Source organism: Flavobacterium jejuense (assembly GCF_006491595.2).
Lineage (GTDB): Bacteria > Bacteroidota > Bacteroidia > Flavobacteriales > Flavobacteriaceae > Flavobacterium > Flavobacterium jejuense.
On the sequence record NZ_VEVQ02000007.1, the window covers coordinates 16,392 to 32,980 of the forward strand.

At 29.9% G+C, this 16,589-nt stretch carries 16 protein-coding genes; 8 read left to right on the forward strand and 8 right to left on the reverse strand.

Annotated elements, in window-relative coordinates; translation table 11 throughout:
• Nucleotides 1-45: 45 nt before the first annotated feature.
• Nucleotides 46-705 (forward strand): ATP-dependent Clp endopeptidase proteolytic subunit ClpP, encoded by a 660-nt coding sequence (gene clpP / locus FIA58_RS11545; protein WP_140962646.1) that lies wholly within the window; start codon nucleotides 46-48, stop codon nucleotides 703-705.
• A gap of 61 nt (nucleotides 706-766) precedes the next feature.
• The gene (clpX, locus tag FIA58_RS11550; protein WP_140962647.1) at nucleotides 767-1,999 is read left to right on the forward strand and encodes an ATP-dependent Clp protease ATP-binding subunit ClpX; all 1,233 of its coding nucleotides are present in this window, start codon (nucleotides 767-769) and stop codon (nucleotides 1,997-1,999) included.
• Nucleotides 2,000-2,064: 65 nt separating this feature from the next.
• On the opposite strand, the gene FIA58_RS11555 is transcribed toward clpX, so the two are convergent.
• From FIA58_RS11555 to FIA58_RS11565, 3 genes are all read right to left on the reverse strand, one after another.
• Nucleotides 2,065-3,660 carry an OmpA family protein gene (locus FIA58_RS11555; RefSeq protein ID WP_140962648.1) on the reverse strand — a complete coding sequence of 532 codons (1,596 nt, stop codon included), beginning with the start codon at nucleotides 3,658-3,660 and terminating at the stop codon, nucleotides 2,065-2,067.
• 187 nt (nucleotides 3,661-3,847) lie between these two features.
• Nucleotides 3,848-3,991: a hypothetical protein gene (locus FIA58_RS11560; protein ID WP_165928908.1), complete on the reverse strand. Its 144-nt coding sequence runs from the start codon at nucleotides 3,989-3,991 to the stop codon at nucleotides 3,848-3,850.
• A 27-nt stretch (nucleotides 3,992-4,018) separates the two neighbouring features.
• Nucleotides 4,019-5,542, reverse strand: coding sequence for a GH3 auxin-responsive promoter family protein (locus FIA58_RS11565; protein ID WP_140962649.1), 1,524 nt, complete (start codon nucleotides 5,540-5,542; stop codon nucleotides 4,019-4,021).
• A gap of 99 nt (nucleotides 5,543-5,641) precedes the next feature.
• Here FIA58_RS11565 and FIA58_RS11570 point away from each other — a divergent pair, with 99 nt between their 5' ends.
• The gene (locus tag FIA58_RS11570) at nucleotides 5,642-6,433 is read left to right on the forward strand and encodes a DUF2797 domain-containing protein (protein WP_140962650.1); all 792 of its coding nucleotides are present in this window, start codon (nucleotides 5,642-5,644) and stop codon (nucleotides 6,431-6,433) included.
• On the opposite strand, the gene FIA58_RS11575 is transcribed toward FIA58_RS11570, so the two are convergent.
• Nucleotides 6,430-6,729, reverse strand: coding sequence for a hypothetical protein (locus FIA58_RS11575; RefSeq protein WP_140962651.1), 300 nt, complete (start codon nucleotides 6,727-6,729; stop codon nucleotides 6,430-6,432). The genes FIA58_RS11570 and FIA58_RS11575 overlap by 4 nt on opposite strands.
• Nucleotides 6,730-6,903: 174 nt before the next feature.
• Here FIA58_RS11575 and FIA58_RS11580 point away from each other — a divergent pair, with 174 nt between their 5' ends.
• Together FIA58_RS11580 and FIA58_RS11585 are read left to right on the forward strand one after the other, a co-directional pair.
• On the forward strand, nucleotides 6,904-7,272 hold the full coding sequence (locus FIA58_RS11580; protein WP_140962652.1) for a hypothetical protein: 369 nt from the start codon (nucleotides 6,904-6,906) through the stop codon (nucleotides 7,270-7,272).
• Between the two features lie 76 nt (nucleotides 7,273-7,348).
• Entirely contained in the window at nucleotides 7,349-7,870 is a 522-nt protein-coding gene (locus FIA58_RS11585) for a ferritin (protein ID WP_140962653.1), read from the forward strand.
• Nucleotides 7,871-7,924: 54 nt separating this feature from the next.
• Here the strand turns inward: FIA58_RS11585 and FIA58_RS11590 are convergent, their stop codons facing one another.
• Complete coding sequence (locus FIA58_RS11590; protein WP_140962654.1) at nucleotides 7,925-8,182, reverse strand: (2Fe-2S) ferredoxin domain-containing protein; 258 nt, start codon at nucleotides 8,180-8,182, stop codon at nucleotides 7,925-7,927.
• A gap of 177 nt (nucleotides 8,183-8,359) precedes the next feature.
• Between FIA58_RS11590 and FIA58_RS11595 the strand changes: the two genes are divergently transcribed.
• Nucleotides 8,360-8,539, forward strand: coding sequence for a hypothetical protein (locus FIA58_RS11595; RefSeq protein WP_140962655.1), 180 nt, complete (start codon nucleotides 8,360-8,362; stop codon nucleotides 8,537-8,539).
• A 141-nt stretch (nucleotides 8,540-8,680) separates the two neighbouring features.
• On the opposite strand, the gene FIA58_RS11600 is transcribed toward FIA58_RS11595, so the two are convergent.
• The 3 genes from FIA58_RS11600 to sppA form a co-directional block, all read right to left on the reverse strand.
• The gene (locus FIA58_RS11600; RefSeq protein WP_140962656.1) at nucleotides 8,681-11,311 is read right to left on the reverse strand and encodes an AsmA-like C-terminal region-containing protein; all 2,631 of its coding nucleotides are present in this window, start codon (nucleotides 11,309-11,311) and stop codon (nucleotides 8,681-8,683) included.
• A 98-nt stretch (nucleotides 11,312-11,409) separates the two neighbouring features.
• Complete coding sequence (locus FIA58_RS11605; protein WP_140962657.1) at nucleotides 11,410-12,117, reverse strand: queuosine precursor transporter; 708 nt, start codon at nucleotides 12,115-12,117, stop codon at nucleotides 11,410-11,412.
• Between the two features lie 90 nt (nucleotides 12,118-12,207).
• Nucleotides 12,208-13,974 carry a signal peptide peptidase SppA gene (gene sppA / locus FIA58_RS11610; RefSeq protein WP_140962658.1) on the reverse strand — a complete coding sequence of 589 codons (1,767 nt, stop codon included), beginning with the start codon at nucleotides 13,972-13,974 and terminating at the stop codon, nucleotides 12,208-12,210.
• Between the two features lie 119 nt (nucleotides 13,975-14,093).
• On the opposite strand from sppA, the gene folK reads away from it, so the two are divergent.
• Nucleotides 14,094-15,248: a 2-amino-4-hydroxy-6-hydroxymethyldihydropteridine diphosphokinase gene (gene folK / locus FIA58_RS11615; RefSeq protein WP_140962659.1), complete on the forward strand. Its 1,155-nt coding sequence runs from the start codon at nucleotides 14,094-14,096 to the stop codon at nucleotides 15,246-15,248.
• A 202-nt stretch (nucleotides 15,249-15,450) separates the two neighbouring features.
• Nucleotides 15,451-16,587, forward strand: coding sequence for a sensor histidine kinase (locus FIA58_RS11620; RefSeq protein WP_140962660.1), 1,137 nt, complete (start codon nucleotides 15,451-15,453; stop codon nucleotides 16,585-16,587).
• Nucleotides 16,588-16,589: the final 2 nt, after the last annotated feature.

The window sequence follows — 16,589 nt, forward strand, 5'->3', positions numbered from 1 at the left end:
CATTAGTTTGACGTTCTTAGTTTATAAACCAATAATAAAGTTACGATGAATTACGGAAAAGAATTTAAAAAATATGCAACTAAGCATCATGGAGTAAATAGTTTGTACTATGATAAAATTGTAAATAGTATGACTCCATATATTATAGAAGAGCGTCAAATGAACGTAGCATCAATGGATGTTTTCTCTCGTTTAATGATGGATAGAATTATTTTTATGGGTACTGGTGTAGATGATTATGTGGCTAATATTATTCAAGCACAGTTATTGTTTCTAGAAAGTACAGATGCTTCAAAAGATATTAGTATATATATTAATTCTCCTGGAGGAAGTGTATATGCAGGATTAGGAATTTATGATACCATGCAATTAGTTAAGCCAGATGTAGCTACTATTTGTACAGGTATGGCTGCTTCAATGGGAGCGGTTTTATTATGTGCTGGTGCAGACGGAAAACGTTCTGCTTTGCCACATTCACGAGTTATGATTCATCAGCCATCGGGTGGTGCACAAGGTGTAGCTACTGATATGGAAATTAACTTGAGAGAAATGCTGAAGTTGAAAGAAGAATTATACCAAATAATCTCTCAACATTCAAAACAACCTTATGACAAAGTGTTTAAGGATAGTGAAAGAGACTATTGGATGATTGCAGCTGAGGCAAAAGAGTATGGAATGATTGATGAAGTATTGGTAAGAAATTAAAAAACAGAACTCAGAAATTAGAATTTCAAAATATTAATTTCTGAGTTCTAAATTATATAAAATGGCAAAAGAGGTATTAGAATGTTCTTTTTGTGGAAGAAAAAAGCCAGAAACTAGTTTGTTGATTGCTGGTATTGATGCACATATTTGTGATAAATGTATTGAACAAGCACACGGAATAGTTTTAGAAGAATTAAAACAAAGTGGTAAAACCGAGCTATTATCGGATTTAGTTTTGTTAAAACCAAAAGAGATTAAATCTTTTTTAGATCAATATATTATTGGGCAAGACCAAACTAAAAAGGTGATGAGTGTTGCGGTTTATAATCATTACAAAAGATTGATGCAAATTCAGTCTGATGATGAGGTGGAAATCGAAAAAAGTAACATCATTATGGTTGGGCAAACAGGAACGGGTAAAACATTAGTAGCTAAAACAATTGCTAAAATGTTAAATGTTCCCCTTGCTATTGTTGATGCGACTGTATTAACAGAAGCTGGTTATGTAGGAGAAGATGTGGAAAGCATTTTGACACGTTTGTTACAAGCTGCCGATTATGATGTAGATAGAGCACAAAGAGGAATTGTCTTTATTGATGAAATAGATAAAATTGCTCGCAAAAGTGATAATCCTTCTATTACAAGAGATGTTTCAGGAGAAGGTGTACAACAAGCTTTATTGAAACTTTTGGAAGGAACTGTTGTTAATGTTCCACCAAAAGGAGGTAGGAAACATCCTGATCAAAAATTTGTAGAGGTAAATACACAAGATATATTATTTATTGCAGGAGGTGCTTTTGATGGTATTGAAAAGATAATATCAAAAAGACTGAATAGACAAGCAGTAGGTTATAGTACATCTAAGGATATTAGTGTAATTGACAAGGATAATTTATTGCAATATGTTATTCCGAAAGATTTAAAAGATTTTGGATTGATTCCTGAAATTATTGGAAGGTTACCAGTATTGTCTTATATGAACCCTTTAGATGCTGAAACACTTAGAGCTATTTTAACCGAACCTAAGAATGCTTTGGTGAAACAATATAAAAAATTGTTTGAAATGGACGAAGTAGATTTTTCAATTCAAGAGGAAGCACTTCAGTTTATTGTTGAAAAAGCTTTAGAATATAAATTAGGAGCAAGAGGACTTCGTTCTTTATGTGAAGCTATTTTGACTGATGCAATGTTTGATTTGCCTAGTTCTTCAGAAAAAGAGTTAAATGTTACCAAAGAGTTTGCAGAGCATAGTTTAAATAAGAATTTATTACAACGCTTGAAAACGGCTTCTTAAATAAAATAAAAAATCCCGAAATTTTCGGGATTTTTTATTTTAAATTAATAGTAAAAAAATATTTTCTAGTTACTGTCACTTGAAGCATCACTCACTTCTAGTGTTTTGTTTATTATAAATTCAACACGTCTGTTTTCTGAATCTTGAATTTCTGTACAAACTTGACATTTGTGTAATGGTCTGGATTCTCCATATCCATTATAACCTAATCTAGACTTGTCAATTCCTTTTGAAATTAAGTATTCATAAGCGGATTTAGCTCTTTTTTCTGATAAAGCAAGGTTGTATTTTTCAGACCCTTTATTATCTGTATGCGCGTTGATAACTAGTGTCATGTCTGGTATTTCATTCAATACAGCAACAACTTTGTTTAAAGATAATTGAGATTCTTCTTTAATTGATGATTTGTTAAAATCAAAGAAAATATTCTCCATAACGATAGCATCATTAATAATTTCTGCCTTTTTCTGCTTCATATTAATAGTTTCGGTAACAAAATTATTTTCTGTTGAAGCAGTAACCGAATTCACATTTGGTTCGTATCCTTCTTTATCGGCAGTAATTGTGTATGATGTTAAAGGTTCAATAGTTAGTTTTATTTCTCCATTATTGCTAGTTTTTGTCTCTTTTATTTTAGTACCAAATTCATCTGTAATAACAACATTAGCATTTGGTAGCTTTACTTTTGAATCGTTCTCAACTACTAAAATATTTAATTGCTGTTCTTTTTGTTGAATGTCAAAACGATATACATCAAAGTTTTCTTTATCGTCTTCTTTGTTTATAGAAATATATCCTTCGTTTTTATTTACTAGAATATAAGCTATTTCATCTTTTTTAGTATTTAAACCAGATCCTAGATTTCTTGTGTTGATATAGGTTTCATTTACTATGGAACTTCTAAAAACATCATATCCTCCAAAAGTATCATGACCATTTGATGAAAAATAAATGTATTTACCATCAGGAGTTGAGAAAGGATATTTTTCGTCTTTTGATGAGTTCACTTCTTTACCTAAATTTTTAATATTTTCAATGGTTCCGTCGTCTTTAATATCGGCAACATACATATCATATCCACCAAAACCACCAGGTTTGTTAGATGAGAAATAGAGTTTGTTATTGGATTTACTTAGAAAAGGAGTTTCTACAGAATAGTCAGGTTTAGTAATGTTTATTTCAGTAATGTCTTTCCAGTATCCTTGTATTTCAATATCTAAAACGGCTTTGTATAATTTTAAATTATTTGAATTTTCAGAAGAATGGGTAAAATAGATTGTCTTCTCATCTTCGGAAAATGTCATAGTGCCCTCATTAAAATCAGAATCTAAAAGTGTTGAAAACTGTAATGGAAATGATAAGTTTCCATTTTTGTCTACATTGGTACAATAAGCATTGTTATTAAATTGGTTTAAGTCCTCATTAAAAGTAGTTTTAGTGTGCCTTCTCTTTTTGTTAGAAATAATTATAAATTTATCTCTAAAAAATGTAGCACCAATTTCAGATAATTCAGTATTTATACCTGTATCAGTTAATATGTAATTTAATAATGAACTATTATTTAATGCTGTAAAGTTTTCTGTTCTTGAATCATCAATAAATTGATCTTGACTCATTCCTAAAATAGGAATACAAAAAACACATAAAAATAACTTTTTCATAATATAGGTTAATTTGACTTAGCAGTTGCAAAGATTAAGTCTAATCATCCCATAAAAAAAGAATAATCGGTTAATTGTTAAAAAAACTCGTTATAAAGCTATGAATTACAGATTATAAAGTTTAATTTCAGTTAAAATTAGGTTAATAATTTAAAAATCAGTTTCTTAACTTTTAAAAAAAAAGAGCTTAACAAATAGGAGTATAGTGTATTATTTTTTGTGGTTCTTTAAATTCAATTTGGCATCTTCTATAAGGACCACATTTGTATCTTTTGGGACCACAAGAAGAAAATAGAATAGAAGTAAAAATTAGTATTGCAATAGTTTTCATAAGCGTTACTTTTAAAGATTAATGTTTTTATAATTGATAGATCTGGTTTTGCAATAATTCTTCTAAATAAACCCTATCATTAGATAATCTAGGTATTTTATGTTGACCTCCTAATTTGTCTTTTTCTTTTAACCAATCATAAAATAAATTAGTTCTTGCAATATTAATTACTAACGGATTTAATGTCATGTTATTGTGTCTTTTTGCTTCGTAATCAGAATTTAAGAGTTGCAAATTGGTATCTAATATTGTGGAAAAGGAGTTTATATCTAATGGTTTTATCTTAAATTCAATAATCCATTCGTGGGCACCTTTTGTTTTATCTTTCATGAAAATAGGAGCTACAGTATAGTCAGTTACCTCACAATTTAATTCCTGACAAGTTTTGGCAATAGCTTTATCCGTGTTTTCAACCATCAATTCTTCTCCAAAAACGTTTATATGATGCTTTGTGCGACCAGTAACTACAATTCTGTAGGGATTTATAGAGGTAAATCGAATAGTGTCTCCTATTAAATAACGCCACAAACCTGAATTTGTAGAAATCACTAAGGCATAATTTTTAAAAAGTTCTACTTCATGTAATTGTATTGCTTTTTGATCGCTTTTACCAAAGGTATCCATTGGAATAAATTCATAAAAAATACCATAATCAAGCATTAGTAGTAATTCATTGGAATCATTTTTATCTTGTATAGCGAAGAAACCTTCAGAAGCATTGTAAATTTCATAGTATTTAAAATTGTCTTTTGGGAATAATTTTTTATAAGGTTCTCTATAAGGTTCAAAATTGACACCTCCATGAAAATAGACTTCCGCATTAGGCCAAATTTCTAATAAATTGTTTTTACCAGTTGCTTCTAACGACTTGTTTAATAATACCATCATCCAGCTAGGTACACCTGCTAAACTAGTAACATTTTCCTGAATAGTTTCATTTATTATAGCTGGTAATTTGGTTTCCCAATCTCCCATTAAAGAAACTTTATTACTAGGTGTAGAACTAAATTCAGCCCAAATAGGCATATTGTCAATTAGAATAGCTGATAGATCACCAAAAAAAGTATTATTATCTTCATATAATTGTTTACTTCCTCCTAATCGTAAACTTTTACCAGTAAATAACTGTGATTCTTCATTGTTATTCAGGTACAAACACAATAAGTCTTTACTGGCTTTGTAGTGGCAAAGATCTAAGGTTTCATTGCTAACAGGTATGAATTTGCTTTTTGCGTTTGTGGTTCCACTAGATTTTGCAAACCATTTTATAGGAGTATTCCAAAAAACATTTTGTTCCCCTTTTCTTGTTTGTTCAATTAGTGGTTCTAAATCTTCGTAAGTTGAAATTGGAATTCTTTCAGAAAAAGCACGATAGTTTTTTATGGTTGAAAAATCATATTTTTTACCTAAATAGGTGTTTTCTGCCGATTTTACTAAGTTAAAAAGTAGCTCTTCCTGAACTTCATGAGGGTATTTTAAAAACAACTCCATTTGATGAATTCGTTTTTTTAAAATCCACGAAGCAATTGAATTTATGATAGGAAATGCCATTTTTAGAATTACAAATTATGAATTATAAAATACGAATGATAACTTTACCAAAAATAACATTTTTTTTAAATCTAAACTCATTAAAAAATTAAAAAGCAAATGATATATCAAGGTGTACTTCAAAAAATGCAGACTGAATTAGCAAATCCTATTCAATATTACCTGGTTTTTGAAGATAGCTTTCTAAATGTCAATCAATTATTAGACAAGGAAATAACGATTACATTTCAAGGTTACCAATGTTTGAATTGTGGACAACCTAAAAAGATTTTTAGACAAGGATTCTGTTACGATTGTTTTATGAGCAGTCCAGCAGTGGGCGATTGGATTATGAGACCCGAACTGAGTACAGCGCATCTAGATATTGAAGATAGAGATTTAGAGTATGAAAAAAGAGTGCAATTACAACCTCATATTGTTTATCTCGCTTTATCTAGTGAAGTAAAAGTTGGAGTAACAAGAAAAACACAAGTACCAACAAGATGGATTGATCAAGGAGCAGTTCAAGCTGTTCCAATTGTTGAAGTGCCTAATAGATATTTAGCTGGAATTACAGAGGTTGCCTTAAAAAATCATTTTGCAGATAAAACAAGTTGGCAGAAAATGCTTAAAAATGACGTTTTGCCGGCAGATTTACAAATAGAAAGAAAAAAAACATTTGATTGGTTACCCAAAGAGGCTCAACCGTATTTTGCTGAACATGAAAAAATATATGACTTGCAATTCCCCGTTTTGCAATATCCTAAAAAGGTAAGTAGTCTAAATTTAGATAAAACACCTCTTTATACAGGAAAAGTAATGGGGATTAAAGGACAATATTTAGTATTTGAAGATGGAACGGTTTTTAATATTCGTTCTTACGAAGGATATGTTGTAAAAATGAGTGTTTAAAAGTTAAAGCTACTATTTGAAAACATTTGTGCTATTTCATATAAATTAAATAATGAGTAAATTCCAGCAAATACTAATGCTAAAAGTTGTTTGTCTTTATCTTTTATAGTGTAAGCAATCGCAAAAGGAATACATATCCATAGTAAAGTTAGAACACTATTTACAATTGGAAACCAATAGAATTCATAATATGAGGTAAATACTTTAGGGATTATAAACCAAAATAATCTTGAAAAAAGCATCCATGCTACTACAAGTAGTAATACAATATCTGAGTTGTTTTTTTGGTGTTCCATAATTTATTTTTCAAAGTGTATGTTCAAATATACAGTTAAAAATTAAAAAGCCTATTTCAAATAAAGAAAATGCTACTTTTTAAAATAAAACACATTTCTTATTTGGATTAAATATAAATAATTTTTGTGATTTCAATATAAGTCCTTATTTTTGCAGTAAATATTTTGTGATTTATGGCTGTTAACAATAATTTTAAAAATGACATTTTGTTTGAAAGCAAAAATGGATATAGTTATCAATGTGATAAAACGAATAGTATCATTATTAATTTTAGTGGGATAACTTCAAAATATAAAGTTCAAGATTTTTTAATTTTTCAGAGAAAAGTGAATAGTGTTGATATTCTAGACATGCTATATGATTTATCTGATAAATGTGATTTTAAATTAATTGAAACTACCCAAAAGAAATTTTCAAGAAATCTTACAATCTGTGAGATCGTGCAACTTAGAGAGCTATTAAATGGAACTAAATTTGCATTAGTACTTAATTCTATGCTTAATGAAGTATTAAGCGATGTAGCCGTTTCTTATTTAGATTAAATTCAAATTTATACTCGTTTTATTAAAGTCAGATTTATTTCAGTAAATTTATGTTGAAATTAAAAAATGAGGGAAAATGAAAGATTTATTAAGAAGAAACACTGCTTTGAATGAAGGAGTTGAAAAGTTATTAAACCTACAATCAAAAATAGAGTGTGATGCTTCTACAAAATATTTAGCAATGGCAGCATGGTTAGATAGAAATGGCTATGTGGAAACTGCTGAATATATGTACAAGCAATCCGAAGAAGAACGTGAACATTTCCTTAAAGTTTTTAAGTATATTACAGAAATGGGAGGAATTGCAATAACTCCAGACGTATCAAAAGTGCAACAAGAATTTGAATCATTTAGAGATGTTTTTGAAATTGCTTTACAAAATGAAATTACTGTAACTAATGCAGTAAATAAAGTAATTGCAAAGTGCAGATTAGAAAATGATTACGCTACTGAAGAATTTATGATGTGGTATGTTAAAGAGCAACGAGAAGAAGAAAAGAACGCACGCAGAGCATTAGAACTTTTTGATTTAATTGATGAAGATTCAGCCTGTGGTAAATTTGAATTAGACAAACAAATTGCAAAAATCGGAGTTTAAATGAAAAATAAAAAAAAGAGCCCTTTGTGAAATTAAATTACAAAGGGCTCTTTTTTATGAAATTAATTTAGCCATTATAGTTTTTGCTAGTTCTAAATCAACTTTATCAAACCATTTGTTTTCGGATTGACAATATAGAATAGGAGCATTTTTACAACGATCAGAACACTCCATTTTAAAAATTTCAATTTCTTTTTTCAAATGATTTTCTTTTATTGTTGTTTTAAAATACTTTTTTATTTCCTTGTGCTTACCACATTTACTTCCATCGCACATAAATAAAGCTTTTGAAGGAAATTCAATCTTGCTCATAGATATAAATTTAGTTAATTACTCTTTTTTAAAATCGCATCATTGGAATATCAATCAGTATTAAATTCAGTTTTTTTAAAACTTTATTGATTTATTTTTTCATCCTATTTAGGAAAAATTTTCAACTTCGTTACAATAAAGCATTCTACTAGATCTTGGTTTTGAATCTTCTAAAGTATGTTTCGCAATATGTCCGTTGGAAGTATCATTTCCTCTAACTTCGTTGGCTTCTCTGTTAAAACATTTAGTTTATTGTCTAGAAAAAGTCCTTCAAAAGCAATGCATGGTTCAGAAATGTATTCTAATTCGCATATTGCTATTCACTTCTTTTTTGGTATCACAAGAATTAATAATTAAAATAAAAATTGCAACTAAAAAAAGGAGTTGTATTTTCATAATAATAAAAATTATTGTTTCCTGTTTATTTGCTATTCCAAATATAAAAAACAAATCCCTATTTCAATAAAAAAAGGGATTTGTAATTATAGTTTGTATAAATTATTCTTTCTTTTTCTTATTGCCAAATAATCCTTTTATAGCATCACTAGCCTTATCTTTAACTGTATTTTTTACGTCTTCTTTTGTAGGTGTAGTTTTAGTAGAGTCGGTAGCAGCTGCTGTGTTGTCTTTATTGCCGTTGAATAAGTTGGTTAATGCACTTGTACCTTCACCTATTAATTTTTCCTTTTGCATTTTTACAATTTGCGAAGCTAAATTAGTTGTAGCTTGTGTCAAATCGGTTTTAATGTTTGGATTACTAAAGTTCCCAGTTAAGTTAGCTGTTACAGGGACACTTTCAATTTTTTGTTGGTCTGCAGGAGTTAACTTAGTCAATAAACTAGTAACTTCTTTCCCTAAATATTTAGCTGGAACATCAAATTTTACATCATAATTCATAGATTGATCAAAACCATGTGTTCCACCTACAGTCATGTTTATATCTTGATAGGTTAAATTCATAGGTTTTAAAGCCACTTTCCCGTCTTTGAAAGATAAAGAAGCTTTTAAATCATTTAAATTTAATTTGTTAATATCTAAAAACTTTACATTAGAGCTTAAAGCGGTTAATAGAGTGGAGTTTTTCTCATTTACGGTTGGAGACAATAATTGACCTGCTAAATCACCAGAAATCGTTTTTAAATTGGGTGTCATATCATCTGTTAAATCTCCAGACAATTTAATAGTAGAATTTAATTTACCATTAATAATATTGGCAATAGGAGCTATACTTTTTAGCATTTCTAATTGTGAAAATGACTCAGCAATATTAACAGCATTTAATCCTAAATTCATATCAAACTTAGGCTTATTTCCTTTTGTTGAAACACTACCTGTTAAGCCGATGCTTCCACCGAAAACATCCATTTTCAAATCACTTAAAGTTATTGCTTCATCTTTGACGGCAAGGCTTCCACTTACATTTTTTAAATCTAAATTATCATACACAACGGTTCCAGCTTTTGCAGTTATACTACAATCTAAGAAAGAAGGTATTTTAACAGCTTCTGTTGTGGTTTTCTTACCATCATCCGAAGTGGTTGTTGTAGGAGCCATAAAATCAGAAACAACTAAACGGGAAGCGTTCATGTCAAATTTTCCTTTTAGGACTTGTTTTTTAAACAAAAAACCATACAAATTATCTAATCCACCGCTAACTTGAATGTCAGACGAACCAGTTTTAGCATCAAATTCATTCAATCGAATTTGATTTGGATTGAATGTAATCGAAGTTTTATTGATTTCAAAAGGTTTTGCCATTTCAGGACCTTCATATTTGAATCCTGTTAATGAAACGTTTCCTGCATTTTGAATATTTTGATACTGACTCGTTTCAACTGATTTCATATCAAATTTAGTGGTAACATCTGCTTTTAAAATACCTGTTAAAGGTTTGTCTAGTTGAACAGGGTAAGCTTTAGTAACATTAGCTAAATTAATAGTACCTTTCAATGCAGCATCTATAAGAGGATTTACGGTTAAGTTTTTAACAGTGGCTTTTGCATTAAAGACATCTTGATCTATGGAAAAAGATAAATTGTCTAAATTTACATAAGTGTCATTCATTAAGCCAGTTTCATTTACTATATGTGTGTCAATACTAATATTTCTAACCGATTTTGGTAAATCAGGGTATTGGAAAGAAGCATTATTAGAAGCTAATTCTATATTGAATTTAGGAATAGTAGTTTCAGTAAGTTTACCGTCTACTTTTCCAGAAACTCTAAATTCTCCAGTTGTTTTTACTTGGCTAATATTTCCAGCATAGGCTTCTGGAATTAGTCCTAAGAAATTTTTAAAATCAGACGTAGGTGTTTTAAAGGTTAAGCTATAAAGTTGACCTTCTTCTAACATTTGAATAAAGCCATTAAACTCTAATGGTAATTGATTGATTAAAGCCTTATTGTCTTTAAAATCATATTTACTTTTGTCCAAGTCTATTCCTAAAACAGCATCTAGTGATAGGGCAACATTCTTCATGAAATTTGTATTGTCCATGTTAAAAGATACTTTTGCAGTAGTTTTGGTATCTAAATCTAATTTTTGTTGGGCAAAATTACCTTTTCCTTCATGATTGATACTATCTAAAACCATTTTCATATTAGAAGCTTCATCAAGAAAAGTAAAACGCATATTTTTAATGGCATATTCTTGAATATTCAAAGCAAAAGGCTTGCTCTCTTCTTTTGAAGCGTCCTCTTCTTCTTGGTTTTTTAAAGCAATATCAAAATTACCTAAACCCTCTTTATTGAAAATAACATTGACAATAGCATTAGTGCTACTAAATGACTTCAAACTCATTGCTTCATCATCTCCTTTGAACAATTCTTTAATGCTCATCTTTAGGTTCATTTCTCCAGAATAAAACAAAGTGTCTCCTTCAAATGGAGCTTTATTTATAATGCTTAGTTTATCTATGGTAACATTTGCATTTGGAAAATTTTTAAACAAACTTAAATCCACGTCTTCAAAAGCAACTTTAGCATCTACATTTTCATTGATTGATTTTAAAACCAAAGCTTTAATTTTGTCTTTAAAAATAAAAGGTGCAGCTGCTAAGGCAACTACAAATACGAGAAGAAATATCGCTACTATTTTTAGTACTTTCTTGAATGTAAACTTTTTAGCCATAGTGATTGAATTTTGGAAATTATAGATTTGTTTACAAATGTACTACCAAAATGAAAAAGAATGTATTAAGATTCTGATAATTTTTTATATAATTTCAATTAATCGATGTGAAGTTCTTCGTTTATTTTTAAGAGAAATCTTTTTCTAAAATAATAAACGGCCAAATACATAAACGGAGTATCTATTAGAGCAATAAAGACTTTAAAAAGAAAACCGCTGATGAATAAAGGAATGAATAAATCCCAAGGTAAAATCTTAAAAGCACACAAAAGAAATAAAACCGATAAAGTATCAATAGCTTGAGAAGTCATGGTGGAAAAATTATTCCGAACCCAAAGCCTCTTTCCTTTTGTTGCTTTTTTCCAAAAATGGTATACCTGAATGTCGATATATTGCGCAAAAAGATAGGCAAGCATAGATGCAATAACAGCTAAAGCAGTTTGTCCAAAAACTTTTGTAAATAAAGGATCAGTTACAGGAGAATTTTCAATAGCAGGAACAGCATTTGCGATATAAATGATTCCCAATGAGAAGACAGAAGCGAAAATACCCGTTGTTACGACTTGATTGGCTCTTTTTTTACCATAGATTTCAGAAATAATATCGGTTATTAAAAAAGTAATGGGATAAGGAATGATACCAACAGAAATTTGAAATAATTTGGTTCCAAAAATTTCAAAATCTCCAAAAGGATACCAATAAAAGAATTTCTGAAAAATAAGATTAGAAACTACTAAAGAGCAAATAAATAAACTTGCTAAGATTAAATAGATTCTTTGGGCTAAAAGTTTGTCTTGTAAGCTCATTTATAAAAATTAAGAATACAAGTTTACAAAAAAAAGCTATTTCAATCTTACGAAAGAAATAGCTTTTAGTACTAGTTTTATAAGTAAAAACTATTTTATCTTTAGTTCAAAAGGCATAATTGCTTGAATTCCTTTCAATTGATTGGCTCTTTTGATTTGTTCTAATAATTGAAAACTTTCTTCACCAATTTGCTCTTTTAACAATGCCTCTTTAGATTGGAACATTGAAATACCTGTTAAATTACCTAATAGATCTTCAAGACTTTTATTGTATTCAGGATAATTTTCCGTTCTATAATCCTTTATTTTGGCAATTTTAGCAGCATATTTCAAAGCATCATCTAAACCTCCTAATTCATCTATTAAGCCATTTTTTAAAGCATCATTACCCGTCCAAACTCTTCCTTGTGCAATAGCATCTACTTGTTCAGTTGTCATTTTTCTTCCTGTAGCTACTCTGGTTAAGAAAGTGGCATAGATATTTTCTATACTTTCTAAAGTAAATGCTTTGAAGTTGTCGTCAATTGGTTCAAACAAACTGTATCCAGAAGCATTTTTATGTGTTTTCACTTGTTCCGCATTAATACCGATGTTTTTTCCTAATTCACTCATGTTTGGTAACATACCAAATACACCAATAGAACCGGTAATTGTACTTGGTTCAGCAAAGATTCTATCTGCATTACAAGAAATATAATAACCACCAGAAGCCGCTACATTACCCATAGAAACCACAACTGGTTTTGTTTTTTTGGTAATTTCAATCTCTCTCCATATCAATTCAGAAGTTAAAGCACTTCCTCCAGGACTATCTACACGTAAAACAATTGCTTTTACATTATCATCTTCACGAGCTTCTTTTAAAGATCGTTTTACAGCTCCTTCACCAATGATGTTTACATCACCTTCACCGCCTTGTATTTCACCTTGCGCATAAACGATAGCAATGATATCTTTCTTAGAGAAATCTGTAGCAGAAGTAGCTACTTTTTTTGCATATTTTAAAATGTCAACCGTTTTGTAATCTTCGTCGGCTTTTACCTTTAATTTCTTTTTAATAGCATTATGATATTCATCTTCATAAGCCACTTTGTCAACTAAATGTTTTGCTAATGCTAATTCAGGAGTTCTAGCACCTAACGAATTTGCGATACTATTTAAACTATCCACAGAAATATTTCTGCTTTTTGAAATATCAGTTACAATTGTGCTCCAAACCGAATTTAATAAAACGGTAATTTGCTCTCTGTTTGCAGGACTCATTTCTTGTGCTAAGAAAGGTTCTACAGCACTTTTGTATTTTCCATGACGAATGATTTCCATTTTAATTCCTGTTTTCTCTTGAAGTTCTTTCATGTATAATACTTCAGACGATAAGCCTTTGAAATCTAATTCACCTATAGGGTTTAAATACACACTATCAGCAACCGAATTTAAGTAGTAATCACGTTGCGAAATAACATTAGAATACGCTACAATAAATTTACCCGATTTTTTAAAATCTTCTAATTTATCTCTCAAAGCTTTACTCTGAGCCATTCCTAATTGGGATTGATTATTTAAAATCGAAATTCCTTTTATTTGATCGTCTGTTTTTGCAGCATCAATAGCATTAATAATATCAATAAGGCCATCATGTTTGGTTTCAAAATAATTAAACTCTTTAAAGTTTACTTTTCCTCCATAATCAAGAGTAACTTTAGACAGGTCTAATTCAATGACTGTGTTGTCTTTTACTTTTACAGTATCTTTATCACTACCCATAATGGCTCCTAAAAAGATAAGTCCAAAAAAGAAGACCATACAGAATACAAAAATCCCTATGACAGTGGCTAATACGTTTCCTAAAAATTTCATTTTTCTATTCATTTAATTTTATCTCCTATATGTCTTATAAATGAATAAAATGTTACATGTTCATAAAAAAATAGAAAATAGAAATTATAAATCTAAAATTGTTTGTTATTTTGCCATGGATGAAAAAACAACATCAAATACTGGTTTCCATAGGAAGTAATCAAGGCAATCGTTTAGAAAACTTGACAACAGCTATTGCTTTACTCCATCAAGAGGTAGCTAGTGTTGTGAAAGTATCTAAAGTTTATGAAACACCATCTTGGGGTTTTGAAAGTGATGCTTTTTTTAATGGCATACTTTTGTTGCATTCTTACAAATCACCTCAAAAAATACTCTCTCAATTGCTTAGAATTGAAAAACAAATGGGAAGAGTGCGAACCAACGAAAAAGGTTATCAAGCCCGAATTATAGATTTAGATGTCATTGCTTACGATGAAGAGATTATCGCTACCGAAAGTTTGCAAATTCCACATCCTCAAATGCAAAATAGGAATTTTGTCTTGTTTCCCTTGAAAGAGGTAAAAGGGGATTGGATGCATCCTATTCTTAAAAAAACGGTTTCAGAGTTAATTGAAAATACTGAAGATGATAGTAAGTGCGAGATAGTTCACTCCATACATTCTCCTATTGAGAAACTGGGATTACAACAGTATAATTATATTGCTATTGAAGGTAATATTGGGGCAGGAAAAACCACTTTGGCTACCAAAATTTCAGAAGATTGTAATGCTAAATTAGTTTTAGAACGTTTTGCCGACAATCCTTTCTTACCTAAATTTTACAAAGACCAAAACCGCTATGCTTTTCCTCTGGAAATGTCTTTTTTAGCAGATCGATATCAACAATTAACAGACGATTTGGCTCAATTTGATCTATTTAAAGATTTTATTGTGGCCGATTACCATATTTTTAAGTCTTTGATTTTTGCCAAAGTTACCTTGCATGAGGACGAATTTCGTTTGTACAAAACCATGTTTGATATCATCCATAGGGAAACTTCAAAACCCGATTTGTATATTTATTTGTACCAAAACACCGAACGTCTTTTAGCTAATATAAAAAAAAGAGGTCGAAGTTACGAACAAGAAATTCCAGCGGAATACCTAGAAAAAATTAATCGTGGTTATCTCGATTACATCAAAACTCAAACCGATTTGAATGTATTGGTTGTCGATGTTTCTGATTTGGACTTTGTAAAGAAACAAGAAGATTATGTGCTTTTGTTGGAGAAAATTAAAAAGCAATTGGAGAAGAGTAAAGAAGAAAAAACATAGAAAGGCTGTAAGAAATATAGCTTTTTTTAGCAATTATTTTTTTGGGTATAGGAGCCAATAAAAATAGCTTGCAAATAAATAAAAGAAACTTGCAACTTAAAGATTTTACATTCGTTTTTTTTTGCTAAATTACATCTAACAAACAAACAGTTACTCTTATCTATGTTATTGATATGTAGGAGTATATTTTCAAACAACAACGATGAAAGAAGTAAGCAAAAAAAATACATCCAATAAGAGGTCAGAATTGCCTACTGATTTTCAACAAATTAATGGAGATGGTGACATTTATGAGCAAATGTTTAAATATTCTGTTATTTCGATTATCATTCATGATATGGAAATGAATATCATCAATGTCAATGATAGTGCAGTGGATCAGTTTGGCTATTCTTATGAGGAACTTTTAGCAAAAAGCATATTCGAACTTCATACTCCTGAAGAGTTAGACCATTCTGTTGAAGTTTTAAACGAAATGAGACAGAAGGAAAAACTGAGTGTAGAAACCAGTTTTAAAAGAAAAGATGGATCTGTTTTTGCAGCCGAAGCCACTCCGTGTAAATTCATTATTGGAGACAAACCTGTTATTCATGTATTCATTAAAGACATCACAGCTCGTAAAAAAGCAGAACGCGAACTTGAGGCTTACATAAAAGAAATAAGCAACAAAAATAAAGAACTAGAACAGTTCACCTATATCACCTCACATGATTTACAAGAGCCGCTTAATTCAATAATTGGATGGTCTTCCTTATTAAGAAAGAATGAGTTTGAAAAATTAGGAGAGATTGGTACTCAAAGTATCGAGATTATTGAAAAGTCAGCGGTAAGAATGAAAAATTTTATTACCTCATTGCTGGAGTATTCTAAACTAGGAAGAGAAAAAGAAAAATCGGAAGTACAAGTTAGCGAATTACTAAATAATTTGGAATTAGATTTATCTGACCTGATACAAAAAGAAAAGGTAACATTACATTTTTTAGGAAAAGATATCAAGTTCAAAGCGTATGAAAGCTCTTTAATCCAACTCTTTCAGAATATTATTGTAAATGCTATTAAATATAAAAAAGAGAACGTACCTCCTGTAATAGAAATAAAAGCAGAAGAATTACCTGAAATGTATCAGTTTTCAATTTCCGATAACGGAATTGGAATTGCAGAAGAACATTATGGTAAAATTTTCGAAATATTTCAGCGTTTGCACACAAGAGATAAAATAGAAGGAACAGGAATAGGGCTATCACATTGTAAAAAAATTGTAAACATGCATGGAGGTACTATTTGGGTTGAATCCGAAGTTAGTAAAGGAACCACCTTTTATTTTACACTGTCTAAATAAAT